At 69.1% G+C, this 19,347-nt stretch carries 21 protein-coding genes and 2 pseudogenes; 11 read left to right on the top strand and 12 right to left on the bottom strand.

Annotated elements, in window-relative coordinates:
• The first annotated feature begins 90 nt into the window (after positions 1-90).
• Complete coding sequence (locus FU658_RS00500) at positions 91-300, top strand: cold-shock protein (protein WP_147890321.1); 210 nt, start codon at positions 91-93, stop codon at positions 298-300.
• Between the two features lie 446 nt (positions 301-746).
• Positions 747-956: a cold-shock protein gene (locus FU658_RS00495; protein WP_147890320.1), complete on the top strand. Its 210-nt coding sequence runs from the start codon at positions 747-749 to the stop codon at positions 954-956.
• A gap of 106 nt (positions 957-1,062) precedes the next feature.
• On the opposite strand, the gene cls is transcribed toward FU658_RS00495, so the two are convergent.
• Positions 1,063-2,355, bottom strand: a complete 1,293-nt coding sequence (cls, locus tag FU658_RS00490; protein WP_147890319.1) for a cardiolipin synthase — start codon at positions 2,353-2,355, stop codon at positions 1,063-1,065.
• A gap of 114 nt (positions 2,356-2,469) precedes the next feature.
• On the opposite strand from cls, the gene FU658_RS00485 reads away from it, so the two are divergent.
• Positions 2,470-3,228, top strand: coding sequence for a transglutaminase-like domain-containing protein (locus tag FU658_RS00485; protein WP_147890318.1), 759 nt, complete (start codon positions 2,470-2,472; stop codon positions 3,226-3,228).
• Positions 3,229-3,248: 20 nt separating this feature from the next.
• Here the strand turns inward: FU658_RS00485 and FU658_RS00480 are convergent, their stop codons facing one another.
• From FU658_RS00480 to FU658_RS00470, 3 genes and pseudogenes are all read right to left on the bottom strand, one after another.
• Entirely contained in the window at positions 3,249-3,608 is a 360-nt protein-coding gene (locus FU658_RS00480) for a hypothetical protein (RefSeq protein ID WP_147890317.1), read from the bottom strand.
• Between the two features lie 88 nt (positions 3,609-3,696).
• A pseudogene (locus tag FU658_RS15855) lies at positions 3,697-4,392 on the bottom strand (hypothetical protein); the annotation flags it as partial.
• Between the two features lie 297 nt (positions 4,393-4,689).
• Positions 4,690-5,190: a fasciclin domain-containing protein gene (locus FU658_RS00470; RefSeq protein WP_147890315.1), complete on the bottom strand. Its 501-nt coding sequence runs from the start codon at positions 5,188-5,190 to the stop codon at positions 4,690-4,692.
• A 269-nt stretch (positions 5,191-5,459) separates the two neighbouring features.
• On the opposite strand from FU658_RS00470, the gene FU658_RS00465 reads away from it, so the two are divergent.
• On the top strand, positions 5,460-6,269 hold the full coding sequence (locus tag FU658_RS00465) for an alpha/beta hydrolase family protein (protein ID WP_255505333.1): 810 nt from the start codon (positions 5,460-5,462) through the stop codon (positions 6,267-6,269).
• 46 nt (positions 6,270-6,315) lie between these two features.
• On the opposite strand, the gene FU658_RS00460 is transcribed toward FU658_RS00465, so the two are convergent.
• Together FU658_RS00460 and FU658_RS00455 are read right to left on the bottom strand one after the other, a co-directional pair.
• The gene (locus tag FU658_RS00460) at positions 6,316-6,780 is read right to left on the bottom strand and encodes a glycine zipper 2TM domain-containing protein (protein WP_147890313.1); all 465 of its coding nucleotides are present in this window, start codon (positions 6,778-6,780) and stop codon (positions 6,316-6,318) included.
• Between the two features lie 146 nt (positions 6,781-6,926).
• Positions 6,927-7,334, bottom strand: a complete 408-nt coding sequence (locus FU658_RS00455; RefSeq protein WP_147890312.1) for a cytochrome c — start codon at positions 7,332-7,334, stop codon at positions 6,927-6,929.
• Between the two features lie 47 nt (positions 7,335-7,381).
• Between FU658_RS00455 and FU658_RS00450 the strand changes: the two are divergent.
• Positions 7,382-8,163, top strand: a pseudogene (locus tag FU658_RS00450) (tRNA threonylcarbamoyladenosine dehydratase).
• Between the two features lie 4 nt (positions 8,164-8,167).
• Here FU658_RS00450 and FU658_RS00445 read toward each other — a convergent pair.
• Positions 8,168-8,944 carry a TatD family hydrolase gene (locus FU658_RS00445; RefSeq protein WP_147890311.1) on the bottom strand — a complete coding sequence of 259 codons (777 nt, stop codon included), beginning with the start codon at positions 8,942-8,944 and terminating at the stop codon, positions 8,168-8,170.
• A gap of 1 nt (position 8,945) precedes the next feature.
• Positions 8,946-9,179: a DUF6116 family protein gene (locus FU658_RS00440; RefSeq protein ID WP_147890310.1), complete on the bottom strand. Its 234-nt coding sequence runs from the start codon at positions 9,177-9,179 to the stop codon at positions 8,946-8,948.
• A gap of 187 nt (positions 9,180-9,366) precedes the next feature.
• On the opposite strand from FU658_RS00440, the gene FU658_RS15850 reads away from it, so the two are divergent.
• The 3 genes from FU658_RS15850 (at position 9,367) to FU658_RS00430 (ending at position 11,380) form a co-directional block, all read left to right on the top strand.
• Positions 9,367-9,648: a glycine zipper 2TM domain-containing protein gene (locus tag FU658_RS15850; RefSeq protein WP_187265837.1), complete on the top strand. Its 282-nt coding sequence runs from the start codon at positions 9,367-9,369 to the stop codon at positions 9,646-9,648.
• The gene (locus tag FU658_RS14595; protein ID WP_187265836.1) at positions 9,633-10,058 is read left to right on the top strand and encodes a glycine zipper 2TM domain-containing protein; all 426 of its coding nucleotides are present in this window, start codon (positions 9,633-9,635) and stop codon (positions 10,056-10,058) included. The genes FU658_RS15850 and FU658_RS14595 overlap by 16 nt, the downstream gene beginning before the upstream one ends.
• A gap of 158 nt (positions 10,059-10,216) precedes the next feature.
• Complete coding sequence (locus FU658_RS00430) at positions 10,217-11,380, top strand: acyl-CoA dehydrogenase family protein (RefSeq protein ID WP_147890308.1); 1,164 nt, start codon at positions 10,217-10,219, stop codon at positions 11,378-11,380.
• A gap of 26 nt (positions 11,381-11,406) precedes the next feature.
• Here the strand turns inward: FU658_RS00430 and FU658_RS00425 are convergent, their stop codons facing one another.
• Together FU658_RS00425 and FU658_RS00420 are read right to left on the bottom strand one after the other, a co-directional pair.
• Positions 11,407-11,601: a hypothetical protein gene (locus tag FU658_RS00425; protein WP_147890307.1), complete on the bottom strand. Its 195-nt coding sequence runs from the start codon at positions 11,599-11,601 to the stop codon at positions 11,407-11,409.
• A gap of 51 nt (positions 11,602-11,652) precedes the next feature.
• On the bottom strand, positions 11,653-13,839 hold the full coding sequence (locus FU658_RS00420) for a tetratricopeptide repeat protein (protein WP_147890306.1): 2,187 nt from the start codon (positions 13,837-13,839) through the stop codon (positions 11,653-11,655).
• A gap of 151 nt (positions 13,840-13,990) precedes the next feature.
• Between FU658_RS00420 and FU658_RS00415 the strand changes: the two genes are divergently transcribed.
• A complete protein-coding gene (locus FU658_RS00415; protein WP_147890305.1) occupies positions 13,991-14,470 on the top strand; it encodes a hypothetical protein in 480 nt (159 codons plus the stop codon).
• Between the two features lie 141 nt (positions 14,471-14,611).
• Positions 14,612-16,873 (top strand): thiamine pyrophosphate-dependent enzyme, encoded by a 2,262-nt coding sequence (locus tag FU658_RS00410; RefSeq protein ID WP_147890304.1) that lies wholly within the window; start codon positions 14,612-14,614, stop codon positions 16,871-16,873.
• 338 nt (positions 16,874-17,211) lie between these two features.
• Here the strand turns inward: FU658_RS00410 and FU658_RS00405 are convergent, their stop codons facing one another.
• A complete protein-coding gene (locus tag FU658_RS00405) occupies positions 17,212-18,048 on the bottom strand; it encodes a phosphate/phosphite/phosphonate ABC transporter substrate-binding protein (RefSeq protein WP_187265835.1) in 837 nt (278 codons plus the stop codon).
• A gap of 85 nt (positions 18,049-18,133) precedes the next feature.
• On the bottom strand, positions 18,134-19,000 hold the full coding sequence (ygfZ, locus tag FU658_RS00400) for a CAF17-like 4Fe-4S cluster assembly/insertion protein YgfZ (protein ID WP_147890302.1): 867 nt from the start codon (positions 18,998-19,000) through the stop codon (positions 18,134-18,136).
• 78 nt (positions 19,001-19,078) lie between these two features.
• Here ygfZ and FU658_RS00395 point away from each other — a divergent pair, with 78 nt between their 5' ends.
• Entirely contained in the window at positions 19,079-19,276 is a 198-nt protein-coding gene (locus tag FU658_RS00395) for a DUF1674 domain-containing protein (protein ID WP_147890301.1), read from the top strand.
• Positions 19,277-19,347 lie beyond the last annotated feature (71 nt).

Raw genomic sequence — 19,347 nt, 5'->3', positions numbered from 1 at the left:
CGCTAGTCTTTACTCCTTGCAAAACAGTACCCAGCGCGCCAGAGCGTGCGTTGGATCAACCTTTAGTCAACTGTTTCAAGGAGTTATGCTATGTCCGATCGTCAGACCGGTACCGTCAAGTGGTTCAACGATGCCAAGGGCTTCGGCTTCATCAGCCGCGCCGACGGCGAGGACGTGTTCGTCCATTTCCGCGCCATCCAGGGCAACGGCTTCAAGTCGCTGCAGGAAGGCCAGCAGGTCACCTTCAAGGTGACGCAGGGCCAGAAGGGCCTGCAGGCTGAAGAAGTTCAGGCCCTGTAAGCAGCATCGGCTAGGCGCTTGCGCCGAACCAGGAAAAGCCCCGGCATCGTCCGGGGCTTTTTTGTGGGCGGATGTCTGTGGGCGGATGCAGCGACCCGCGCGGTCGGGTATCGATTCAAAGCGCGAACCCGCCCGCGGCACCCTTGCACTGCGCCACCAGTGTTTCAGGATCCTGAAGCATCCGGTTGGCCGATTATCCCGGTTAACCGCGTTTACTCCTTTCCATTCGACTCGGCGGCGGTTTCCGCACCTACTCGCAATTGAAAAAAAGCCGGGGTAGTATCCAAGTCGCTGAGTTTGCTTGGGTCACTTTGAGTCCGTGGCCCGATGAAGTAGATCTGCGATCCGCTGCATCGACGTTCCATGCTTAACTCCTGGCAACCAGCAACGCAATCCGGGGCGTCACTCCGGAGTTCAATCCAAACAGTTGTAGGAGTAGCAAAGTCATGTCGGATCATCAGGTGGGTACGGTCAAGTGGTTCAACGACGCCAAGGGCTTCGGCTTCATCAGCCGTGACAACGGCGAGGACGTCTTCGTCCACTTCCGCGCCATCCAGGGCACCGGCTTCAAGTCGCTGCAGGAAGGCCAGAAGGTGAGCTTCAAAGTGGTGCAGGGCCAGAAGGGCCTGCAGGCCGAGGAAGTCACCCCGCTGTAAGTCGGCGGCCGGCGTATTTCCAAGCCCCGGGCGTCCGCGCCCGGGGTTTTTCATTGGGCCGGGACAAGGGCACCGCGCAAGGTGCGCCCGCAGCGGCCCGATAGCCCTACAGCTGGGGGCTCAGGACGCTGCTGACCCGGTCCTTCACGCGCTGGTAGAGGGGGCGATTGCGCCATTCCTCCAGCGTTATCGGATCGCCGAGTGCGAGGTCGCGCTCGAACACCTCGACCATTCGCGCGCCAAAGCCCGCGTCGTAGACGTTCAGGTTGGCCTCGTCATTGAGCTTGAACGAGCGCGCGTCGAAATTGGTCGAGCCCACCGATACCAGCAGCGCGTCGACGATGAACATCTTCACGTGGAACATGGTCGGCTGGTATTCCCGGATCTCCGCACCCGCCTCCAGCAGCTCCCCCCATTGCGCGCGCGAGGCATAGCGCACGACGCCGGCATCGATATATTCATTGGGTAGCAGGATGCGCACGCGCACCCCACGCTCCATGGCCTGCACCAGGGACTCGCGTGCCAGTTCGTCGGGAACGAAATACGAGGCCGCCAGGTCGATCGAGCGCTCCGCGGAGGCGATCGACAGCAGGTACATCAGGTGCATGCTCTCGCTGCCCCCGGTCGGCGAGCTGGAAAACATCTGCGCAGGCATGCCGCCGGCCAGTCGTGGCCGCGGGAAGTATTCCTCGCCCTGCAGCACGGTGCCGGTGGTCTTGGTCCAGTTGCTGGCGAACACCCCCTGCATCTGGGCGACCACCGGCCCTTCCACGCGGAAGTGCAGCTCGCGCCACTCGTCGGGGTTGCGGGCATCGCCCAGCCACTCGTCGGCGATGCCCACGCCGCCGGTGAAGCCGACGTGCCCGTCGACGACCAGCAGCTTGCGGTGGGTGCGGTTGTTCATGCGCGAGAGGTGGTACCAGCGCAGCGGGTGGTAGTAACGCACCTCCACGCCGGCGTCCTCCATCTCCTGGATCTTCTCAGCCTCCATCTTCTGGCTGCCCACCCAGTCGATCAGCACGTGCACCCGCACGCCCGCACGGGCGCGATCCACCAGTGCCCGGGTGAAGCGCTCGCCGATCTCGCCGGACCAGTAGATGTAGGTCTCGAACGTGATCGTGCGCTCGGCGGACTCGATCGCCTCGAGCATCGCCGGGAAGATCTCGACACCGTTGTGCAGGTCCTGCACATCGTTGCCCAACGCCACCGGGGGCCCCAGCAGCGCTCCGAGTTCATGCAGGAACTGGCGGTCGGACACCGAATAGCGGTGTTCGAGCACTTCGCTGAGCTGTCGCGGCGGCGCACTCAGGTTCAGCCACAACAGGGTCAGGAAGACGACCAGCCCGGCACTGGCCAGGCACAGCACGAGGACGCGGCCGAGGGTGAAGCGTCGAGCCATGGGTTTCCTGGCGCAGGCGGGGGGACGGCCCAGTCTAGCCCGGATCCTCGATGTGCTTCATAGCGCGCTCATGAATTCGGGGATAGTCTGGCGTTCAGCCCAAAGGACTCCGGGATGGCCTTTTCCACAGGTACCCTTTCAGCGCTCAACGGCGTGCTGGCGGACATCAACATGCCCAACCCGCTGGGCGAGACCGCCTTGCTCGACATCGGCGAGGAGCACCTGCGCGACACCGCCCGTGAAGTCGCCGGCGAGGGCGACCAGATCACCCGGGCCCGGCACGTGCACGATTACGTGCGCGACCAGGTCCGCTTCGGCTTCGGCTCCCACTTCTGGCGGCTCAAGGCCTCCGAGGTGCTGCAGGCCGGACGCGGCCACGCCCTGCCCAAGGCCACGCTGTTCACCGCCATGCTGCGGGCGGTGGGGGTGCCGGCGCGCATGCACTTCGTCTCGGTGGGCTCCGACCTGCTCTCCGGCCTCATCGACCTGCCCATGCCGCGCTACGACCATGCCGTGGTCGAAGTGTGGCTTGGCGATCAATGGTTGGCCTGCGACAGCTTCGTCGTCGACCCGGTCTATTTCGAGGCCGCCCGCTTGCGCCTGATCCGCGAGGGCCGCCACTGGGGCTACGGCGTGCACGTCGACGGGCGGGTGGAGTGGAACGGCCGCGCCCCATCGTTCTCGCAACTGGTCATCGGCGGTCCGGAGGCACTGCCTGCCGCCGTCGACCTGGGCGTGCGCGCCGACGCACTGGCCCTCTACAGCGAAGAAGTGCCGGAGGCCAGCATGCTGCCGATGATTGCCCGGCTGCGCTGGCGCTTCCTGGCACGTTCGGGCAACCAGCGCATCGCCGAGGTCCTGGCCGGCGACTGAGCCGGACGCGCCGCGTCGGATCAGGCGTCGGCTTCGGGTAGGCCGGTACCGAACACCGCGCCGGCCAGGCCGGCCATCGACAAGGCCACGAGGGCCACCTCCGGCGACAACGCGGACAGTGCCGCGCCAGCCGCGCCGAACAGCAACAGCACGACACCGATCGCGGAGTTGCTCACCGCCACGTAGTCCGTGCGCCTTGCCCCTTCGGCGATGTCGACCAGGTAGGTCTTGCGGCCGACCCTGACGCCCTCGTGCGCAACCGAAAGCAGGAAGAAGGCCAGTGGCAGCAGCCAGGCCATGGCCAGCATCCCGGGAGCGAACCATCCGCCCGCGGCCACCGCCAGGCCCAGCGCGGCGCTGACCGCCGCGGCGACGATCATCACCTTGCGGCTGGAGCGGTCCGCCAGGCGCCCCCCACACCGGACCGCCCAGCATCGCCGCCAGCCCGCCGGCGATGATGAAGGCGATCAGCAGGCGGCTGCCGTTGCCCAGCTCGCGCTGCGCGATCATCACGTAGTAGGGCGCCGACAGGGCCGAACACAGCAGCAGTGCGCGGGTCAGCACGAAGCGACGCAGCAGCGCGTCGCGCGCCAGCAGGCCGAAGCGGCCGGCGAGGGGCTCGCCGCCGGACTCGCCGTGCGCGGAGGGCTCGCGCACCAGCGCGAAAACCGCGGCGCCCGCCAGCCACGTCGTGCCGGCCACGGCCAGCAGGAACGCAAGGCCGCGCGTGCCGAGGTCATCGGGCGAGAGCAGGTAGAAGGCCGTGCCGGCGGCGATCGTGATGATGCCCGCCAGGCTGGACGCCCAGCCCGTGGCCCGGCCGCGACGCGTCCTCGGCACCGTACGCCCCAGCACATCCTTCGACGCCACCGAGGCCAGCGATCGGGCCAGCGCGAACACCGACAGCAGGCCCAGCAGGGCCAGGCCCGCGGCGCGGCCCTGCAGCGTCAGCGCCACGAGCCCCATCGCGATGACGCTCACCCCCTCCAGCGCCGAGGCAGCCACCCAGACCCACTTGCGCTGGTGCCAGCCGCGCACCCAGCCGGCGAAGAAGATCTGCAGCAGCATCGAACCCGCCTCGCGCACCGGCACCAGCAGGCCGATGATCCAGGTCGGAACCGCCAGGGCACCCGCGAGCCAGGTCAGCGTCGTCTTCGGGTTCATCAGCGCGTCGCCGATCTTGGTCAGCAGGTGGGCGCCGATGTAGGCCAGGAAGTTTCGTGGGATCGCCCTGCGGGTGGCTTCGTCGAAGTCGCCGGCGTCGGGCAGCGTCCGGTCGCCGGTCAGCCAGCGGTAGACGGCATTGCTCATTCGGTGGTTTCCCCTTGCGCTGCGCCAACCATACCCGCTGCACATTCATCGGCCCAGTGAAGGGAGCCGAAAAAAAAGACCGCGCCGAACGATCGGCGCGGTCTGCTGGAGAGCGGGGAATGAATCCGCCCGATGAAGACTAGGGCTTCATTACTGCGGGAGGATGACAGTGTCGATCACGTGGATGACACCGTTGCTCGCCTTGATGTCCGCCGTGGTCACAGTGGCGTCGTTGATCTTGACGGTCTCGCCGTCGACGCTGATCGTCACGTCCTGGCCGTTGACCGTGGTGGCCGAGTCCAGCGTCACGACCTGCTCGGCGGTCACTTCGCCGGCAACCACGTGATAGGTCAGCACCGACACCAGCTGGTCGCGGTTCTCGGGAAGCAGCAGCGAGTCGACCGTGCCTGCGGGCAGCTTCTCGAACGCGGCATTGGTCGGTGCGAACACCGTGAACGGGCCTTCGCCGCTGAGCGTGTCGACCAGGCCGGCGGCCTGGACGGCGGCCACCAGGGTGGAGAAGTCCGGATTGCCCGCAGCGGTCTCGACGATGTTCTTCTTGTCCTCGTGGTGGCCGGCGAACGCCGCACCGGACATCACGACGGCGCCGATGGCGGCGGTGAGGATCGTGGATCGGATCGACAGGTTCATATGCAACTCCTTGGAGGGGGTTTGGTCCGGGGCGGGAGTGCCCGCGACACACGCATCCTGCACGGAGGCCGGTGCAGGCCGCGTACAGGGCAGGTCAAGCCGTTCTTCACACCGCCCGGCGCTGGAAGGCGCGGCGCCGATGCCGCACCATGCCCGCCTCGGGAACGGAAGCACCGCATGTCGCAGGCGCGCGCATTGCCCCACATCTCCAATGCCGCACGGGCGACCACGCTCGAGCTGCCGACGGCGCACGGGTTGAAACCCTGCTGGTGCCGGCGAGCGAACCGCGCATGGGCCTGGTGTGGTTGCCGGCACTCGGCGTGCCGGCGCGGGCCTACCTTGCGCTCGCCAGCCAGCTGGCCGGGCAGGGCATCAGCACCCTGGTGCACGAGTGGCGCGGCATCGGCAGCAGCTCGGTGCGCGCCTCGCGCGGGGTGGACTGGGGCTACGCGCAACTGCTCTCGGGCGACCTTCCCGCCACGGCCGCGTCGGCGGCCTCGCAGCTCGCCGGGCTGCCGCTGTGCTGGGGCGGTCACAGCCTCGGTGGGCAACTTGCCACCCTGCACCTGGCGCGCCGACCGCAGGACGGGTCGGGCCTGGTCCTGGTGGGCAGCGGCGCGCCCTATTGGCGCGCGCAGCGTCCTCCGATAGCAGCCGCGTTGTGGGCGGCGATGGCCGGCGTCCCCGTGCTGACGGCTGCGATGGGCTTCCTGCCGGGGCGGCATATCGGATTCGGCGGGCGCGAGGCGCGGGGCGTCATGCGCGACTGGCTGCGCTGTGTCCGCACCGGCCGTTACCACGCCGATGGCCTCGTGGAGGACCTGGAAGCCGCGCTGTCCCGGCTGAACCACCCCGTGCTGGCGCTGCACCTGCGCGACGACGCGTTCGGGCCGCGCAGCGCACTCGACCACCTGCTGGGGAAACTGGCCACGCCGTCGCCGAGCATCGTGATGCTCGGGCCCGACCACCTGCAGGCCCCGGCGGACCATTTCGCGTGGATGAAGCACCCCGGCCGGGTGGCCGCCGAAGTCGACGGCTGGTGGGCATCGCTTCCCCACAAAGCGGAAGGGCCGGCATGAGCCGGCCCTTCCAGGGTGTCGCAGGGGCTGTCGAGCCCGCTGGCAATCAGCGCAGGCGCAGGTTGCCGGTAGCGGTCGTCTCGACGTAGGAACCCACGCGGATCGCGCCCAGGTCGCGCTGGTTGATCACCACGCGGCGGCCATCGTCCATGCGCACGTAGATGTCATAGGTCGGTGCCTGGTTGCGGTTGCGCTCGACGGTGTTGCCCACCATCGCGCCGGCCGCGGCACCGGCGACGGTCGCCGCCGTGCGGCCCGAGCCGCCACCCACCTGGTTGCCGGCTACCGCGCCGACGACACCACCGAGCACCGCGCCGCCACCACTGGTGCGGCCGTCACCGTACGTCTCGCGGATGTCCTCGACGGTGCCGCAGTTGTTGCAGCGGACCTGGCCACCACCATGGTAGCCACCCTGGCTGTAGCCGGGTCCGCCATAGCCGCCGGTCGGACCGGTGGCACAAGCGGCCAGGAACAACGAAGCCAGGGCGATCAGGATCAGTCGGTACTTCATGGCGTCCTCCTTGCCGACGCTGCGCGCGTCATCGATTGAGTGGAACGGTTGGGCGCTGCATCCATCCAGCCACCCCGTGTTGACTCCGATAGTTGTCCTGCCCGCCTGAACGGGGTTTGTATCCCCTCGAAACCGGCCAGCTGCGGTTAACGAAAGTCGCGGTGGCATGCACTGCAACTGTCGCCCAGCGCGGCGGCCTGCTGCGCCGCCGTTTCGCACGACTGCGCCGGCTGCGCGATCGCGGCGTCGAGCGCGTCGCGGTAGTTGCTGGCGTACTGGCGGAAGCGCTCGTCGTTCATCGTCGGCAGGAAGGCCGCCTCCAGGTCGTCCCCCGCCAGGCGCAGCATGGCCAGGTGTGCGCCCACCCGTTGGGAGCTGCATGCGTCGGCGGGCGTGCCGGGTTCGCCCATCGCGCGCAGGCTGCCCAGGTGGTGGGCCATGACGCTCATCAGGCCCTGGTGGAAAGGCGTTCCCTGGCGCAGGGCGCCCAGGGTCATCACCGTGGCCACGACGCCGATGAACAGCCCCAGGGCCAGCAGGATCGCAGCACGCATCGGATTCTCCCGAGTGGATGGAAGACACAAAGGTACAATCGCCGCCCATGAATGTGCTTGCCGATCGGTTTTCAGGTGTCGACCGCCTCTACGGGCAAGGCAGCGTGCGGACGCTGTCGGGCAGCCATGTGTGCGTGGTGGGGCTGGGCGGCGTGGGTTCCTGGGCGGTGGAGGCCCTGGCCCGCTCGGCGGTTGGCCGGCTGACCCTGGTCGACGCCGACGACATCTGCCTGTCCAACACCAACCGCCAGCTGCACGCCCTCGACGGCAGTACGGGCGCGGCAAGGCCGAGGTGCTGGCCGAACGCTGCCGCGCGATCAACCCGGGCATCGAAGTGCAGGTCGAGGCGCGGTTCCTGACCCCGTCGAACCTGGCGGAGATGCTCGAACCGGGCTTCGACGTGGTGCTCGATGCCGCCGACAGCTTCCGCACCAAGGTCGAGGCGATCGCCTGGTGCCGCCGCCGCAAGCAGCCCATGGTCACGGTGGGTTCCGCCGGTGGCCGCACCGATCCCACGCAGGTGCGGGTGCGCGACCTCTCGCGCACCGAGCACGATGCGCTGCTGGCGCTGGTGCGCAAGAAGCTGCGCGCGGACTTCAACTTCCCACGCAACAAGGACCGCTACTTTGGCGTGTCGGCGGTGTACTCGCTGGAGAACGTCAAGTACCCGCAGGCCGACGGCAGCGTGTGCGGCACCCGTCCCAGGCTCGACCCCGACGCGGCGCTCAAGCTCGACTGCGGCGCCGGCCTGGGGGCCGCCACGCACGTCACCGGCGCGTTCGCCTTTGCCGCCGTGGCACGGGTCATGGAGCGGCTGCTCAAGGCCTGACGGCTTACGCCCGGCGGTCGGGCAGGGCGAACAACTCGCGTGCGTTCGCGCTGGTCGCCGCGGCCACCACCGCCTCGTCGACGCCGCGCAGCCCGGCCACCACCGCCAGCACCTTGCGCAGGTATACCGGTTCGTTGCGCTCGCCCTGGTGGCCACACAGGGGCTGGTCGGGCGAGTCCGTCTCCAGCATCAGCCATTCCAGCGGGATCTCGGCCACCAGCCGGCGCAGCTTGCGTGCCCGCTCGTAGGTCAGGGGCCCGCCGAGGCTGACGAGGAAGCCGTTGTCCCACAGTTGCCGGGCCTGCTCGAAGCTGCCGGGGAAGCTGTGCACCACGCCGCGCAACCCGCCCACGCGCCGGATCGCGATGATCACGTCCTCGACCGACTTGCGCGCATGGATGATGACGGGCAGCTCCCGTTCGCGGGCGATCTCCAGCTGGCCCTCGAACAGCATGCACTGCGCGTCGCGGTCCTCGTCCCCGGCGTGGAAGTCCAGGCCGCATTCGCCCACCGCCACCGCCGCGTGGTCATCGAGCCAGTCCGACAGCGCCGCCAGGTCGCCCTCGGCATGCTCGTCCATGAACATCGGGTGCATGCCGTAGGCCGGGTGCAACCGTTCGTTTCGCGCGCACAGCTGCTCCAGCCCGGCCCATCGACGCCGGCTCACCGCCGGCACCACGAATTCTCCGATGCCGGCATCGCGCGCACGGGCGATTGCGTCGTCGCGGTCCGCATCGAACGCCTCCAGGTCGAGGTGGCAGTGGCTGTCGATCAGGTCCATGTCAGTCGCCCGGTGGCGTGCGTCCCGCGCCGTCGCGCTCCCCGTCTTGCTCGCGCGGCCGGCGCATCGAGGCCAGCGTCAGGGTCGCCAGGCCCAGCAGGATGTCGTCGATCAGCGGGATCGGGTCGGGGATGAAGAGGTTCACGAAGAACACCGTCGCGGTGATCTTGAGCAGGGTGGGGAAGCGCCGGCGGCGGAGCCATCGCCAGAGCGGAATGAGGAGTGGATTGGCCATGCCGGCATCCTACGCGAGGCGGGTTGATCCCGGATCGAAGCTGTTTTCACCCCGGAATCACGTCGGTGAACGAGGCAGGGCGCGGCATCGGCTCCCGTTCAGCCAACTCCTGTTGCAATCTGCATGGAACACCAAGGGCGCCTGGTTGGTTGTTGGGCGCCCATCCCCTACACGAGGAGACTTCACCATGAGCAAGACGCTAGTTGCAGCCATCGCCGCAGTGCTGGTGGGCGGCGTCGCGATTGCCGCCTACCAGACCAACCGCGGCGAATACGCCGAGGTCATCGAATCCGTGCCGGTCACCCAGCAGGTCCAGCTGTTCGCCGACGTCACCAACGTCGACGCGATCACCGAGACCCGCACCGGTCCGCGCGAGGTCTGCGAGGAGCGCGTGGTCGAGTACGTCTCCCAGCCCAAGGATCCCAACCGCATCACCGGCACCGTCGCCGCGCCGTGGTCGGTGGCCTGATCGGCAACCAGGTCGGCGGCGGCAGTGGCCGTCGACTGGCCACCGTGGCCGGCGCCGCCGGTGGCGCCTACGCCGGCCGCGAGGTCCAGGGCCGCCAGCAGGCGGGCAACCAGCGTGTCGAGCAGCGCACCGAGACCCAGTGCCGCACCGTGACCGAAACCCGCGAGGACGTCGTCGGCTACAACGTCACCTACACCTTCGAGGGCGAGACCAAGCGCCAGCGCATGGACGCCCGCCCGGCCGATCGCATCCCGATGGGCGAGAAGGAGGAGACCATCGGCTACGAGGTGACCTGGCAGTACAAGGACCGCACCGACACCGTCTTCATGGAAGAGGAGCCGGGCCGTCGCCTGCCGGTCGAGGACGGTCGCGTGATCGTCGCCACCACCGACGAGGCACCGCGCGGCTGAGCCGCGCCCGGGCCAACGCCCGGAACCGTTGCATCAACGAACGCCCCCGCCAGCCATGGCGGGGGCGTTTCGTTTCCAGCCCCCGCCAGGGTGCATCGCGCTGCCGCCGTTTCCGGCGGCACGCTACAATCCCCGCTTTGACCGACCGGCGACCGAACATGGCCCTGAACCCCTACGACCTCTACGACGTCCGTTCCCAGCTCAGCGACGAGGAGCGGATGATCCAGGACTCCGTCGCGCGCTTCACCGACGAGAAGGTGCTGCCGATCATCGGCGCGTGCTTCGACGAGGGCCGCTTCCCGAAGGAGCTGATCCCCGAGATCGCCGGCCTCGGCCTGCTGGGTTCCAGCCTGCCGACCGAATACGGCTGCGCCGGCCTGAACTCCGTCGCCTACGGCCTGATCTGCCAGGAGCTCGAGCGCGGTGATTCCGGCATCCGCAGCTTCGTCTCGGTGCAGAGCTCGCTGTGCATGTATCCCATCTACGCCTACGGCACCGAGGAGCAGCGCCAGGAATGGCTGCCGCGCATGGCCGCCGGCGAAGTCATCGGCTGCTTCGGCCTCACCGAGCCGCACGGCGGCTCCGACCCGGCGAACATGAAGACCACCGCCAAGCGCGACGGCGACGACTGGGTCATCAACGGTTCCAAGATGTGGATCACCAACGGCAATGTCGCCCAGATCGCGATCGTCTGGGCGCAGACCGAGGACGGCATCCAGGGCTTCATCGTGCCCACCGATGCGAAGGGCTTCACCGCGCAGGAGATCAAGCACAAGATGAGCCTGCGCGCGTCGGTCACCTCGGGCCTGTTCTTCGACGGCGTGCGCGTGCCCGACGCCAACCGGCTGCCCAACGTGAAGGGCCTCAAGGGGCCGCTGGGCTGCCTGACCCAGGCCCGCTACGGCATCACCTGGGGCCCGATCGGCGCGGCCATCGCCTGCCTCGACGAGGCGGTGAAGTATTCCAAGGACCGCATCCTGTTCGACCGCCCGATCGCCGCCACCCAGGCGGTGCAGATCAAGCTGGCGGAAATGGCGCGCCGCATCACCCTGGCCCAGCTGCTGTCGCTGCAGCTGGGGCGCCTGAAGGATGCCGGCCGCCTGCAGCCCACCCAGGTCAGCCTGGCGAAGTGGAACAACGTGCGCATGGCGATCGACATCGCGCGCGAGGCGCGCGATGTGCTGGGCGGTGCCGGCATCACCACCGAGTACTGCCCGATCCGGCACATGCTCAACCTCGAGTCGGTCATCACCTACGAGGGCACCGAGACCGTGCACCAGTTGGTGGTGGGCCGCGAGCTGACCGGCATCAACGCGTTCTGATCGGCCCGGCGTGCCGGGCGGCCCGCCTAGTAGGTGGTGCCCGGCGGCCTGACGATCACCGACTCGGTCTCGCCGGACGGCGCGTCGCGTCCTTCCTCGTCCTTTCGCCTGCCGGACTTGCCGGTGGCGTCGTGCGTGGATTTCGCGTCCTTGCCGCCCGTGCTGCGGGGCTTGTCGCCCCCTGCGCCCATGTTGCGCTTGTCGCTGTCCTTCGTGCCCATGTCGTGTCTCCTTCATCAGGCTCCCTCCATGGAGCGGGTGGTGCCCGCGACCTAGCGGGCGGGTGGGTGCCCGGTTGGCTCGCCTTCCGCCGCGTGTTTCAGGAACGCGTTGGAAGCGATCATCGTGTCTGCGATCCCGGCCTCGCGCGCCAGGGCGATCCGCGCCTGCACTTCCTCCCCGCTGCCCACGACGGACAGCGTCTGGGCGTTGACCAGCGCGATCGAGCCGTCCATGCCGGCGCGTGCCTCGGACTGGCGCACCAGGGCGCGGGCCTGGGCGTGGTCGTCGAGGTTGGCGGTGTACCAACCCAGTGCGGCCAGTGCCTTCGCGTCGTCGGGGTTGATCTCCAGGTAGCGCCGCGCCATTTGCGCGGCCTGCGAATACGGTTCGCGGGCCTGCGCCCTCGTGGCGGGTTCGGCCAGCAACGCGTCGCCCAGGTGTCCCCAGATCAGGAAGTCGCCCGGCTCCAGCTCCAGCGCCCGACGAAACAGCGTCGCCGCGTCCGCGAAATCGCCGGACTGCATCTTCAGTGCACCGTAATTGCTCAGCACCGCGCCGGTCGGCCGGATCCGGATCGACTGCTCGAACGCGTGCATCGCATCCTCCTCGTTCCCGGCCAGCAGGTGCAGCCCACCCAGGCTGCTCCACATGCCGGCATCGCCGGGGTCCAGCCTGAGCGCCTCCTGGTAGGAAGCGATGGCTCCGGGCACGTCGCCGGCCAGGAACTGTTCGTAGCCTAGCCAGCCGTGGATGGCGACGCTGCCCGGGCGCATTGCCAGGGCGCGTTGGAAATAGGGCAGGGCCTGCTCGTGGTGGCCCTGGGCCGCATGAACCCGGGCCATGCCCACGTACGCGCTGGGCTCGTGCGCGGGGTCGTCCTGGGCGCGCATGAAATGGGTCGTCGCCTCCGCATACTCCGCCTGGGCCAGGTGCAGGTCGCCCAGGGCCAGGTGGACCTCGCCGGAATCCGGGCTCATCTCCTGCGCGCGCCGGCACGCCGTCCGCGCCGCCTGGAAGGCATCCGCGCTGCGCAGGCTGGTGAACCTCAGCAGCTCCGAGCGGCAAATGCCGGCCTGCGCCCGGGCGAAGTCGCCGTCCTCCGCCAGGGCCCGGTTGAAGTAGCCCACGGCGGTGTCGACGTTCCCACTGCCCGCGGAGATGCGCAGCTGCTGCAGCCCGCGAAGGTAGGCGTCGAAGGCGGCGAAGTTCGTGGTCGGCGACAGGCGTCGGGACAGCTGCGTGCGGGTCTCGGGAATCACGCCGAGCAGGGCCGTCACCACCTCCTCGGCGATCTCGCTCTGGGTGGCGAAGACGTCGGTCAGCTCGCGGTCGTAGGACCGGCTCCACAGCGTGTATCCGCTGCTGCAGTCGGCCAGCCGCGCGTTGATCCGCAGTCGGGCACCGTCGCGGCGCACGGTGGCATCGAGCACGGTGGCGACCCCGAGTCGCTCCCCGATGGCCTTCACGTCCATGTCGCCCCGGGCCGCCAGGGCAGGGGACATGCGCGCCGCGACCACCAGGCCGTCCACCCCGGCCAGTGCATCGTGCATCTCCACCGCCAGGCCCTCGGCGAAATAGTCGTCGTCGCGGTCCTGGCCCAGGTTGGTGAAGGGCAGCACCGCGATCGACGCGACCGGCGGGGCCTGGCCTGCCGGGGGCCCGGTGGGAGGCAGGCGCCACAACCACAGGGCGAGCGCGATGATGCATAGCAGCATCGCGCCACCGAGCCACCCGCGCCATCGGCCCGGGGCCGCCACGGGTGCCCGCCGGTCGCGGAAGGGAGGCGCCGGTGCCGCTTCGGGCGGCGCGGCGGCTGCGGCGGGCGCATCGGCCGGCACGTCGTCCGCCGGTGCAGTGGCGTCCCCGGCCTCCGCCGCCCCGGCTTGCTCCGCCTGCAGGCTGCCGATGAACCGGTAGCCGACCGAGTGCTGGGTCTGGATGTAGCGCGGGTCGTGCGGATCGTCGCCGAGTGCCGCCCGCAGCTGCGCGATCGCTCGCGTCAGCACCCCGGGGGTGACATGGCGGTGGCCCCACACCCCGTCCATCAGTTCATCCCGGCCCAGCAGCTCGCCCGGCCGGGCCAGCAGCATGAGCAGCACCGCGAACGCCTTGGGTTCCAGCGCCCGGGGCTGGCCGTCCCTGACCAGGGTGTGCCCGGCGACATCCACCTCGATGTCGTCGAACCGGTACAGGCCCGGGGGATCTCCTTCGTGGGGCGGCGGGGAATCGCGTTTCATCACCTCTTCCTCATGGCTTCCTCATGAGCGACGAGAAAGCTCACTGAAGAATCGCTGCGACCTCATGACTGCCCTGGTGCGCCTGGCGGAATCTGACGCTGCGCCGGATGTCCGTGCGTTGCCAGCCAACGACCACCCAAGGAGTACCGTCATGAACCAGATTCCCAACAACCAGATTCCCAACAACCAGATTCCCAACAACCCGGTTCCAGGCAACTCGAACCCGGTGCCGGTCGATTCCACGTCGCCGCAGGTCTTCAGCCCGGATTCCCGGCTGCCCGGCGAACCGGCCCCTGCAGGCGTTGCGAAGGACGCAGCGTCGTGCCCCGTCCAACGTCAAGGGCGCATCGGGTCGGTCATCGATGCAGGCGGCGCGTCCAGCCTTCGCGCCGCGAACGACGCCGGTCCGGCCCAGGATGCGGCAGGGCAGTGCGATGTCGTCCATTACCGGCACCTGTGCCACACGCGCCGGTTCGACGCCTGGCTGCACGGATCGCAGGTGCTCGACGTTCCGCTGCCGGCCTGCTACGAGGACAGCCCGGAGCATCACGCCGAGGCCCTGGCCAGCCAGCGCCGCGCGGTCAGGGAAGACTCCTACCTGCCTGGCCGGACCCCGCTGCTGTTGCTGTGAACCACGCCAGCCAGCGGATCCCGGAGGCCGTCCGCAGGGGCGGCCTCCGCACGTACGTGTGCCCGAGGGTGGGCAACGGGCCCCGCCGCGCCCCTACAATAGCGGGCCCACACCTCGGCTCACACACGGACGGAGTCCGACTTGACCACTGCCCGAATCCCCACCTGGCGCCGCAGTCTCAACCGCGCCGAGATCTGCGACAGGAACTTCCGCGAACACGTCGAAGCCTGGGACGGGCCCGGCTTCCCGACGCCGGAGGACGATTCGCCGGTCATGGCCGGCAGCACGCTTACCGCCGCGGCCTTCCTGGAACTGTTCGAGTCCCAGCTCATCTCCCGCCACCTCGACCTGATGGCGCGCGTGCTGCGGCTGCAGAACAAGGTTTTCTACACGATCGGCTCCTCCGGCCACGAGGGCAACGCGCTGGTCGCGCGGCTCACGCGCCACACCGACCCGGCCTTCCTGCACTACCGCTCCGGCGCGTTCATGGCCGAGCGCTTCCGCAAGCTGCCGGGCATGGACCCGATCATGGATTCCGCGCTCAGCTTTGCCGCCAGCAAGGACGATCCGGCCTCGGGCGGCCGCCACAAGGTGTGGGGCTCCAAGCCGTTGTGGGTGCTGCCGCAGACCTCCACGATCGCCTCGCACCTGCCCAAGGCCATGGGCACCGCGCTGGCGATCGAGCAGGCGCGGCGCATCGGCCACGGCCTGCCGGTGCCGGAGGATTCCATCGCGGTGTGTTCCTTCGGCGACGCCTCCGCCAACCACGCCACCGCGCAGACCGCATTCAACGCCGCGGCCTGGACGGCCTACCAGAAGCTGCCCGCGCCGGTGCTGTTCGTGTGCGAGGACAACGGCATCGGCATCTCGGTGAAGACGCCGCGGGGCTGGATCGCCGAGCGCTTTTCTTCGATGCCCGGGCTGGACTACTTCCACGCCGATGGCCTCGACCTGGCCGCCGGCCACGACAACGTGCGCGCCGCGGTCGAGCACTGCCGCCGCACGCGCCGCCCCACCTTCCTGCACCTGCGCACCACGCGCATCATGGGCCACGCCGGCACCGACTTCGAGATCGAATGGCGCCCGATCGAGGAACTGGTCACGGTCGAATCGACCGACCCGCTGCTGCGCTCGGCCGAGATCGCGCTGTCCTCGGGGCTGATGGACAAGGCCGAACTCCTCGAGCGCTACGAGACGATCCGCAAGCGCTGTTTCGAGGCCGCCGAGGAGGCGTACAACCGGCCCAAGCTGATGACGCTGGAGGCCGTGGTGGCCCCGCTGGCGCCCGACACGCCCGATGAGGTGCACGCCGAGGCCACCCGCGCCGACTACGCCGCCAAGCGCCTGGCCGTGTTCGGCAGCGAGGAGAAGCTACCGGAGAACCTCCCGCCCCGGCACCTGGCGATCCAGATCAACCAGGCACTGCACGATCTGTTCTGCAAGTACCCCGAGGCCCTGCTGTTCGGCGAGGACGTCGCGCAGAAGGGTGGCGTGTACACCGTCACCAAGAACCTGCACAAGGCCTTCAAGGGCCATCGCGTGTTCAACACGCTGCTCGACGAGACGATGGTCCTCGGCCTGGCCCAGGGCTACGCCAACATGGGCCTGCTGCCGCTGCCCGAGATCCAGTACCTGGCTTATTTCCACAACGCCTGCGACCAGATCCGCGGCGAGGCCGCCTCGTTGCAGTTCTTCTCCAACGACCAGTACCGCAATCCGATGGTCGTGCGCATCGCCGGCCTGGGCTACCAGAAGGGCTTCGGTGGGCACTTCCACAACGACAACTCGATCACCGCGCTGCGCGACATCCCCGGCCTGATCGTCGGCTGCGCCAGCCGCGGCGACGACGCGGCGATGATGCTGCGCACGCTCACCGCCAAGGCGAAGGTCGATGGCCGCGTCAGCATCTTCCTCGAGCCGATCGCGCTGTACATGACCAAGGACCTGCACGAACCCGGCGACGGCCAGTGGCAGTTCGCCTATCCCGCGCCCGACCAGGCGCTGGTGGTGGGCGAGCCGCGCGTGTACGCGGAAGACGCGGACGACCTGCTGGTGATCACCTACGGCAACGGCGTGCCGATGAGCCTGCGCGCCGCGCGGCGCATCGAGGCGGAAACCGGCCACAAGGTGAGGGTGCTGGACCTGCGCTGGCTGGTGCCGCTCAGCGCCGCGGCCATCGTCGCCCACGCCAGTGGGTGCGCCCGCGTGCTGGTGGTCGACGAGGGCCGGCACTCCGCCGGCATCGGCGAAGGCGTGCTGGCGGCACTGCTCGAAGGCGGGCAGGGTGGCAAACCGGTGCGCCGCGTGGTCGGTGCCGACACGTTCACACCGCTGGCCGATGCCGCGTTGCTGGTGCTGCCGGGCGAGGACGACATCGTCGCGGCGGCGCTGGAGATCGCCTGAGGGCAGGTGTCCCGCCCCGGCCGCCTGCCGGCGCGGCGTGCCCGCGTCAGCAACTGCCCGGTCACTAAATGCCGCGCATTGTCAGTGCCGCGACGGCGGAGCGGGCCTGCCGCCGCCAGGCGGAAACAGGAAGCAGCGCACGGTTCGATGCGCCCGCCGCACGATTACCTGACTGGATCGTGACGCAGCGCGCACATCGGCGTGACAGTCTGGAATGCCGGGTTATGTTCTGCGCCAACGCGATGCAGCACGTGCATCGCCTCGATTTCCGCACATCCTTGTGCTCCCCGCGGCGACGCCACTCCCCTGGCTGTCGCCGTTTTTTTTTCCCGCCGTGCTCAGTTGCCGGCGTCGTAGGCCACCGGTGCGGCCTTGAAGCCGAAGAAGCCGCGGAGCATCTCGTCGTTGCCGTCGTATTCGCCGGGCTCCGCGTCGACGAAGCCGCTGATGCCCAGTTCGGCCAGCAACGTGTACAGCTCGTCCTGCTGGTCCAGGGCCAGCAGCGCTTCGCGCACCGCCGCGCGGACATCCTCCGGCACCATCGGTGCCGCCGAGAACGCGCGTCCCGGGAAGGCCCGGCTCTCGCTGATCGGCAACAGGTTGGGATACAGGTCGGCGATGTAGTTGGGCACCATCGCGGCCTCGGCCTCGTCGGCGAAGACCATCTCCACGCCGTCGCGCCAGCTGGCGGCGGAGGACTCGATCTCGGGCTGCGCGATCGGGTTCGGGTACACCTCGCCCAGCACCGCCGAACCCAGCGAGGGCGCCGGCATCGACACCACCCGATGACCGATCAGGCCATTGGCGCCCTCGTCGGCGACATGCGGCATCGCGATGAGCGAGAAGCGCGTGGGCTCGATCGTGCGCACCAGCGGCGTGAACCCGGTGCGCTTGGCGCGGTAGTCGGTGAAGTGCGCTTCCTCGAACGCGAAGTCCACGGCCGAGTCGATGCGGATCTCGCGCCACAGCGCGTGGTAGTTCGACGGCACGTGCAGTTCGAATCGATGGCCGGTGGCCTGGCCGAGGTAATCAAGCAGCGGCTGGTAGACCTCGGCGGCCTGGCCGCGCGGGAAACTGGGCTCGACGGTGACCCGGAAGTCGGCCGCCTGGGCCGACGCGGAAGCAGCCAAGGCCGTGGCCAGGGCCAGGATGAGTGGACCGAATCGATGCTTCATGTGGACTGGACTCCCCGTATTCACGGCCATTTCAACAGATTTTACGATTGCCTGTCATGACGCGGGTCACTGTGCGCCGGCAGGGTCAGCGCCTCAGACCCCCGAGCACGGGCATCGGTTCCACGCTCGCGCCATCGACCTGCATCCCGGCGTGTGGCGTGAGCAGGGGAATCACTGCCAGCGCTTCGCTGCCCCCGGCATCGTTCGCCACGCACACCAGCGGGCCCAGCGCGTTGCCGTCGGCATCGACCACCTTGCCCTGGGTCGGCAGCTGCTGCGCCGAGCGCAGGCGCACCAGGCCGCGCTTGGCCTGTCCCAGGAAATGGGTCCGGGCCACGATCTCCTGGCCGGGATAGCAGCCCTTCTTCACGCTGTAGGCGCCCAGCCGGTCCAGCGACAGCATCTGCGGGGTCCAGCCGTGCTCGGCGTCGAAGGCGATGCGCGGCAGCCCGTGGCGGATGTCGAACAGCCGCCAGGCGGCGTCGAGCCCGGCGTCGGCTTCCACCGCCGTGCCCTCGCGCGGCAGCACCTGCAGGCCGCGGCCGCCACCTTCACCGCCGCAATCGAGCTGCCAGCCCGCGCGGGCATCGCCGCCCGCGCGATGGGGCGGTTCCAGGGGCGGGGTGTCCATCGCGCCGCACACCATCCAGTCGGTGGGCTGGCGCAGCACCACCTTGGAACGGAACACGAAGCGCTGCAGCCCTTCGGCCAGCGCCGCGGCGGGGGCGTCGGGCAGCACCAGCCACAACGCGTCCTCGCCGGTGCGCAGCAGCGCGAACAGCGCCTGCACGCGGCCCTTCGGGGTCAGCCAGGCACTCCATTGCCACTGGCCCACCTCGAGCGCGCGGACATCGTTGCAGAACTGCGCCTGCGCGAAGGCCAGTGCGTCGGGCCCCTCCAGGGCCAGCAGGTCGAAACCGTTGAGGGGCGCGGAGCGAAGCGGGTTTGGCATGCGTCGGAAACCTGTATGCGGCTTGAACAAGACCGGGTCAGGGGCTACCCTTGAGCGGCTGAAAGTCCGGGAAACCCCATGATAGGTCAAGACCCCAAGCGGGCTGGTGACCAGCCTGACGCCGAGCACGACGAACCCCGCCACCCGGACACCGGGAACGCAGCGGAACCGTCGTCGGATGGCGAAACGCGGCCCGAGGAGTTCGGCGGCCGCCCGGGGCCGGACCCGGTGCGCTACGGCGACTGGGAAAAGAACGGACGCTGCATCGACTTCTGAAACACGCCCCGGCCGTCCGGCGTTGACGCGAGCGGCACGCCGACCCGGGAAACTTCTGCCAGATCACCCGA

Origin of the sequence: Alkalisalibacterium limincola, assembly GCF_008017755.1 — a bacterium.
GTDB classification, from domain to species: domain Bacteria; phylum Pseudomonadota; class Gammaproteobacteria; order Xanthomonadales; family Xanthomonadaceae; genus Alkalisalibacterium; species Alkalisalibacterium limincola.
Note: the sequence above shows the minus strand (reverse complement) of the source record. Positions and strands in the feature narration are given on the sequence as shown.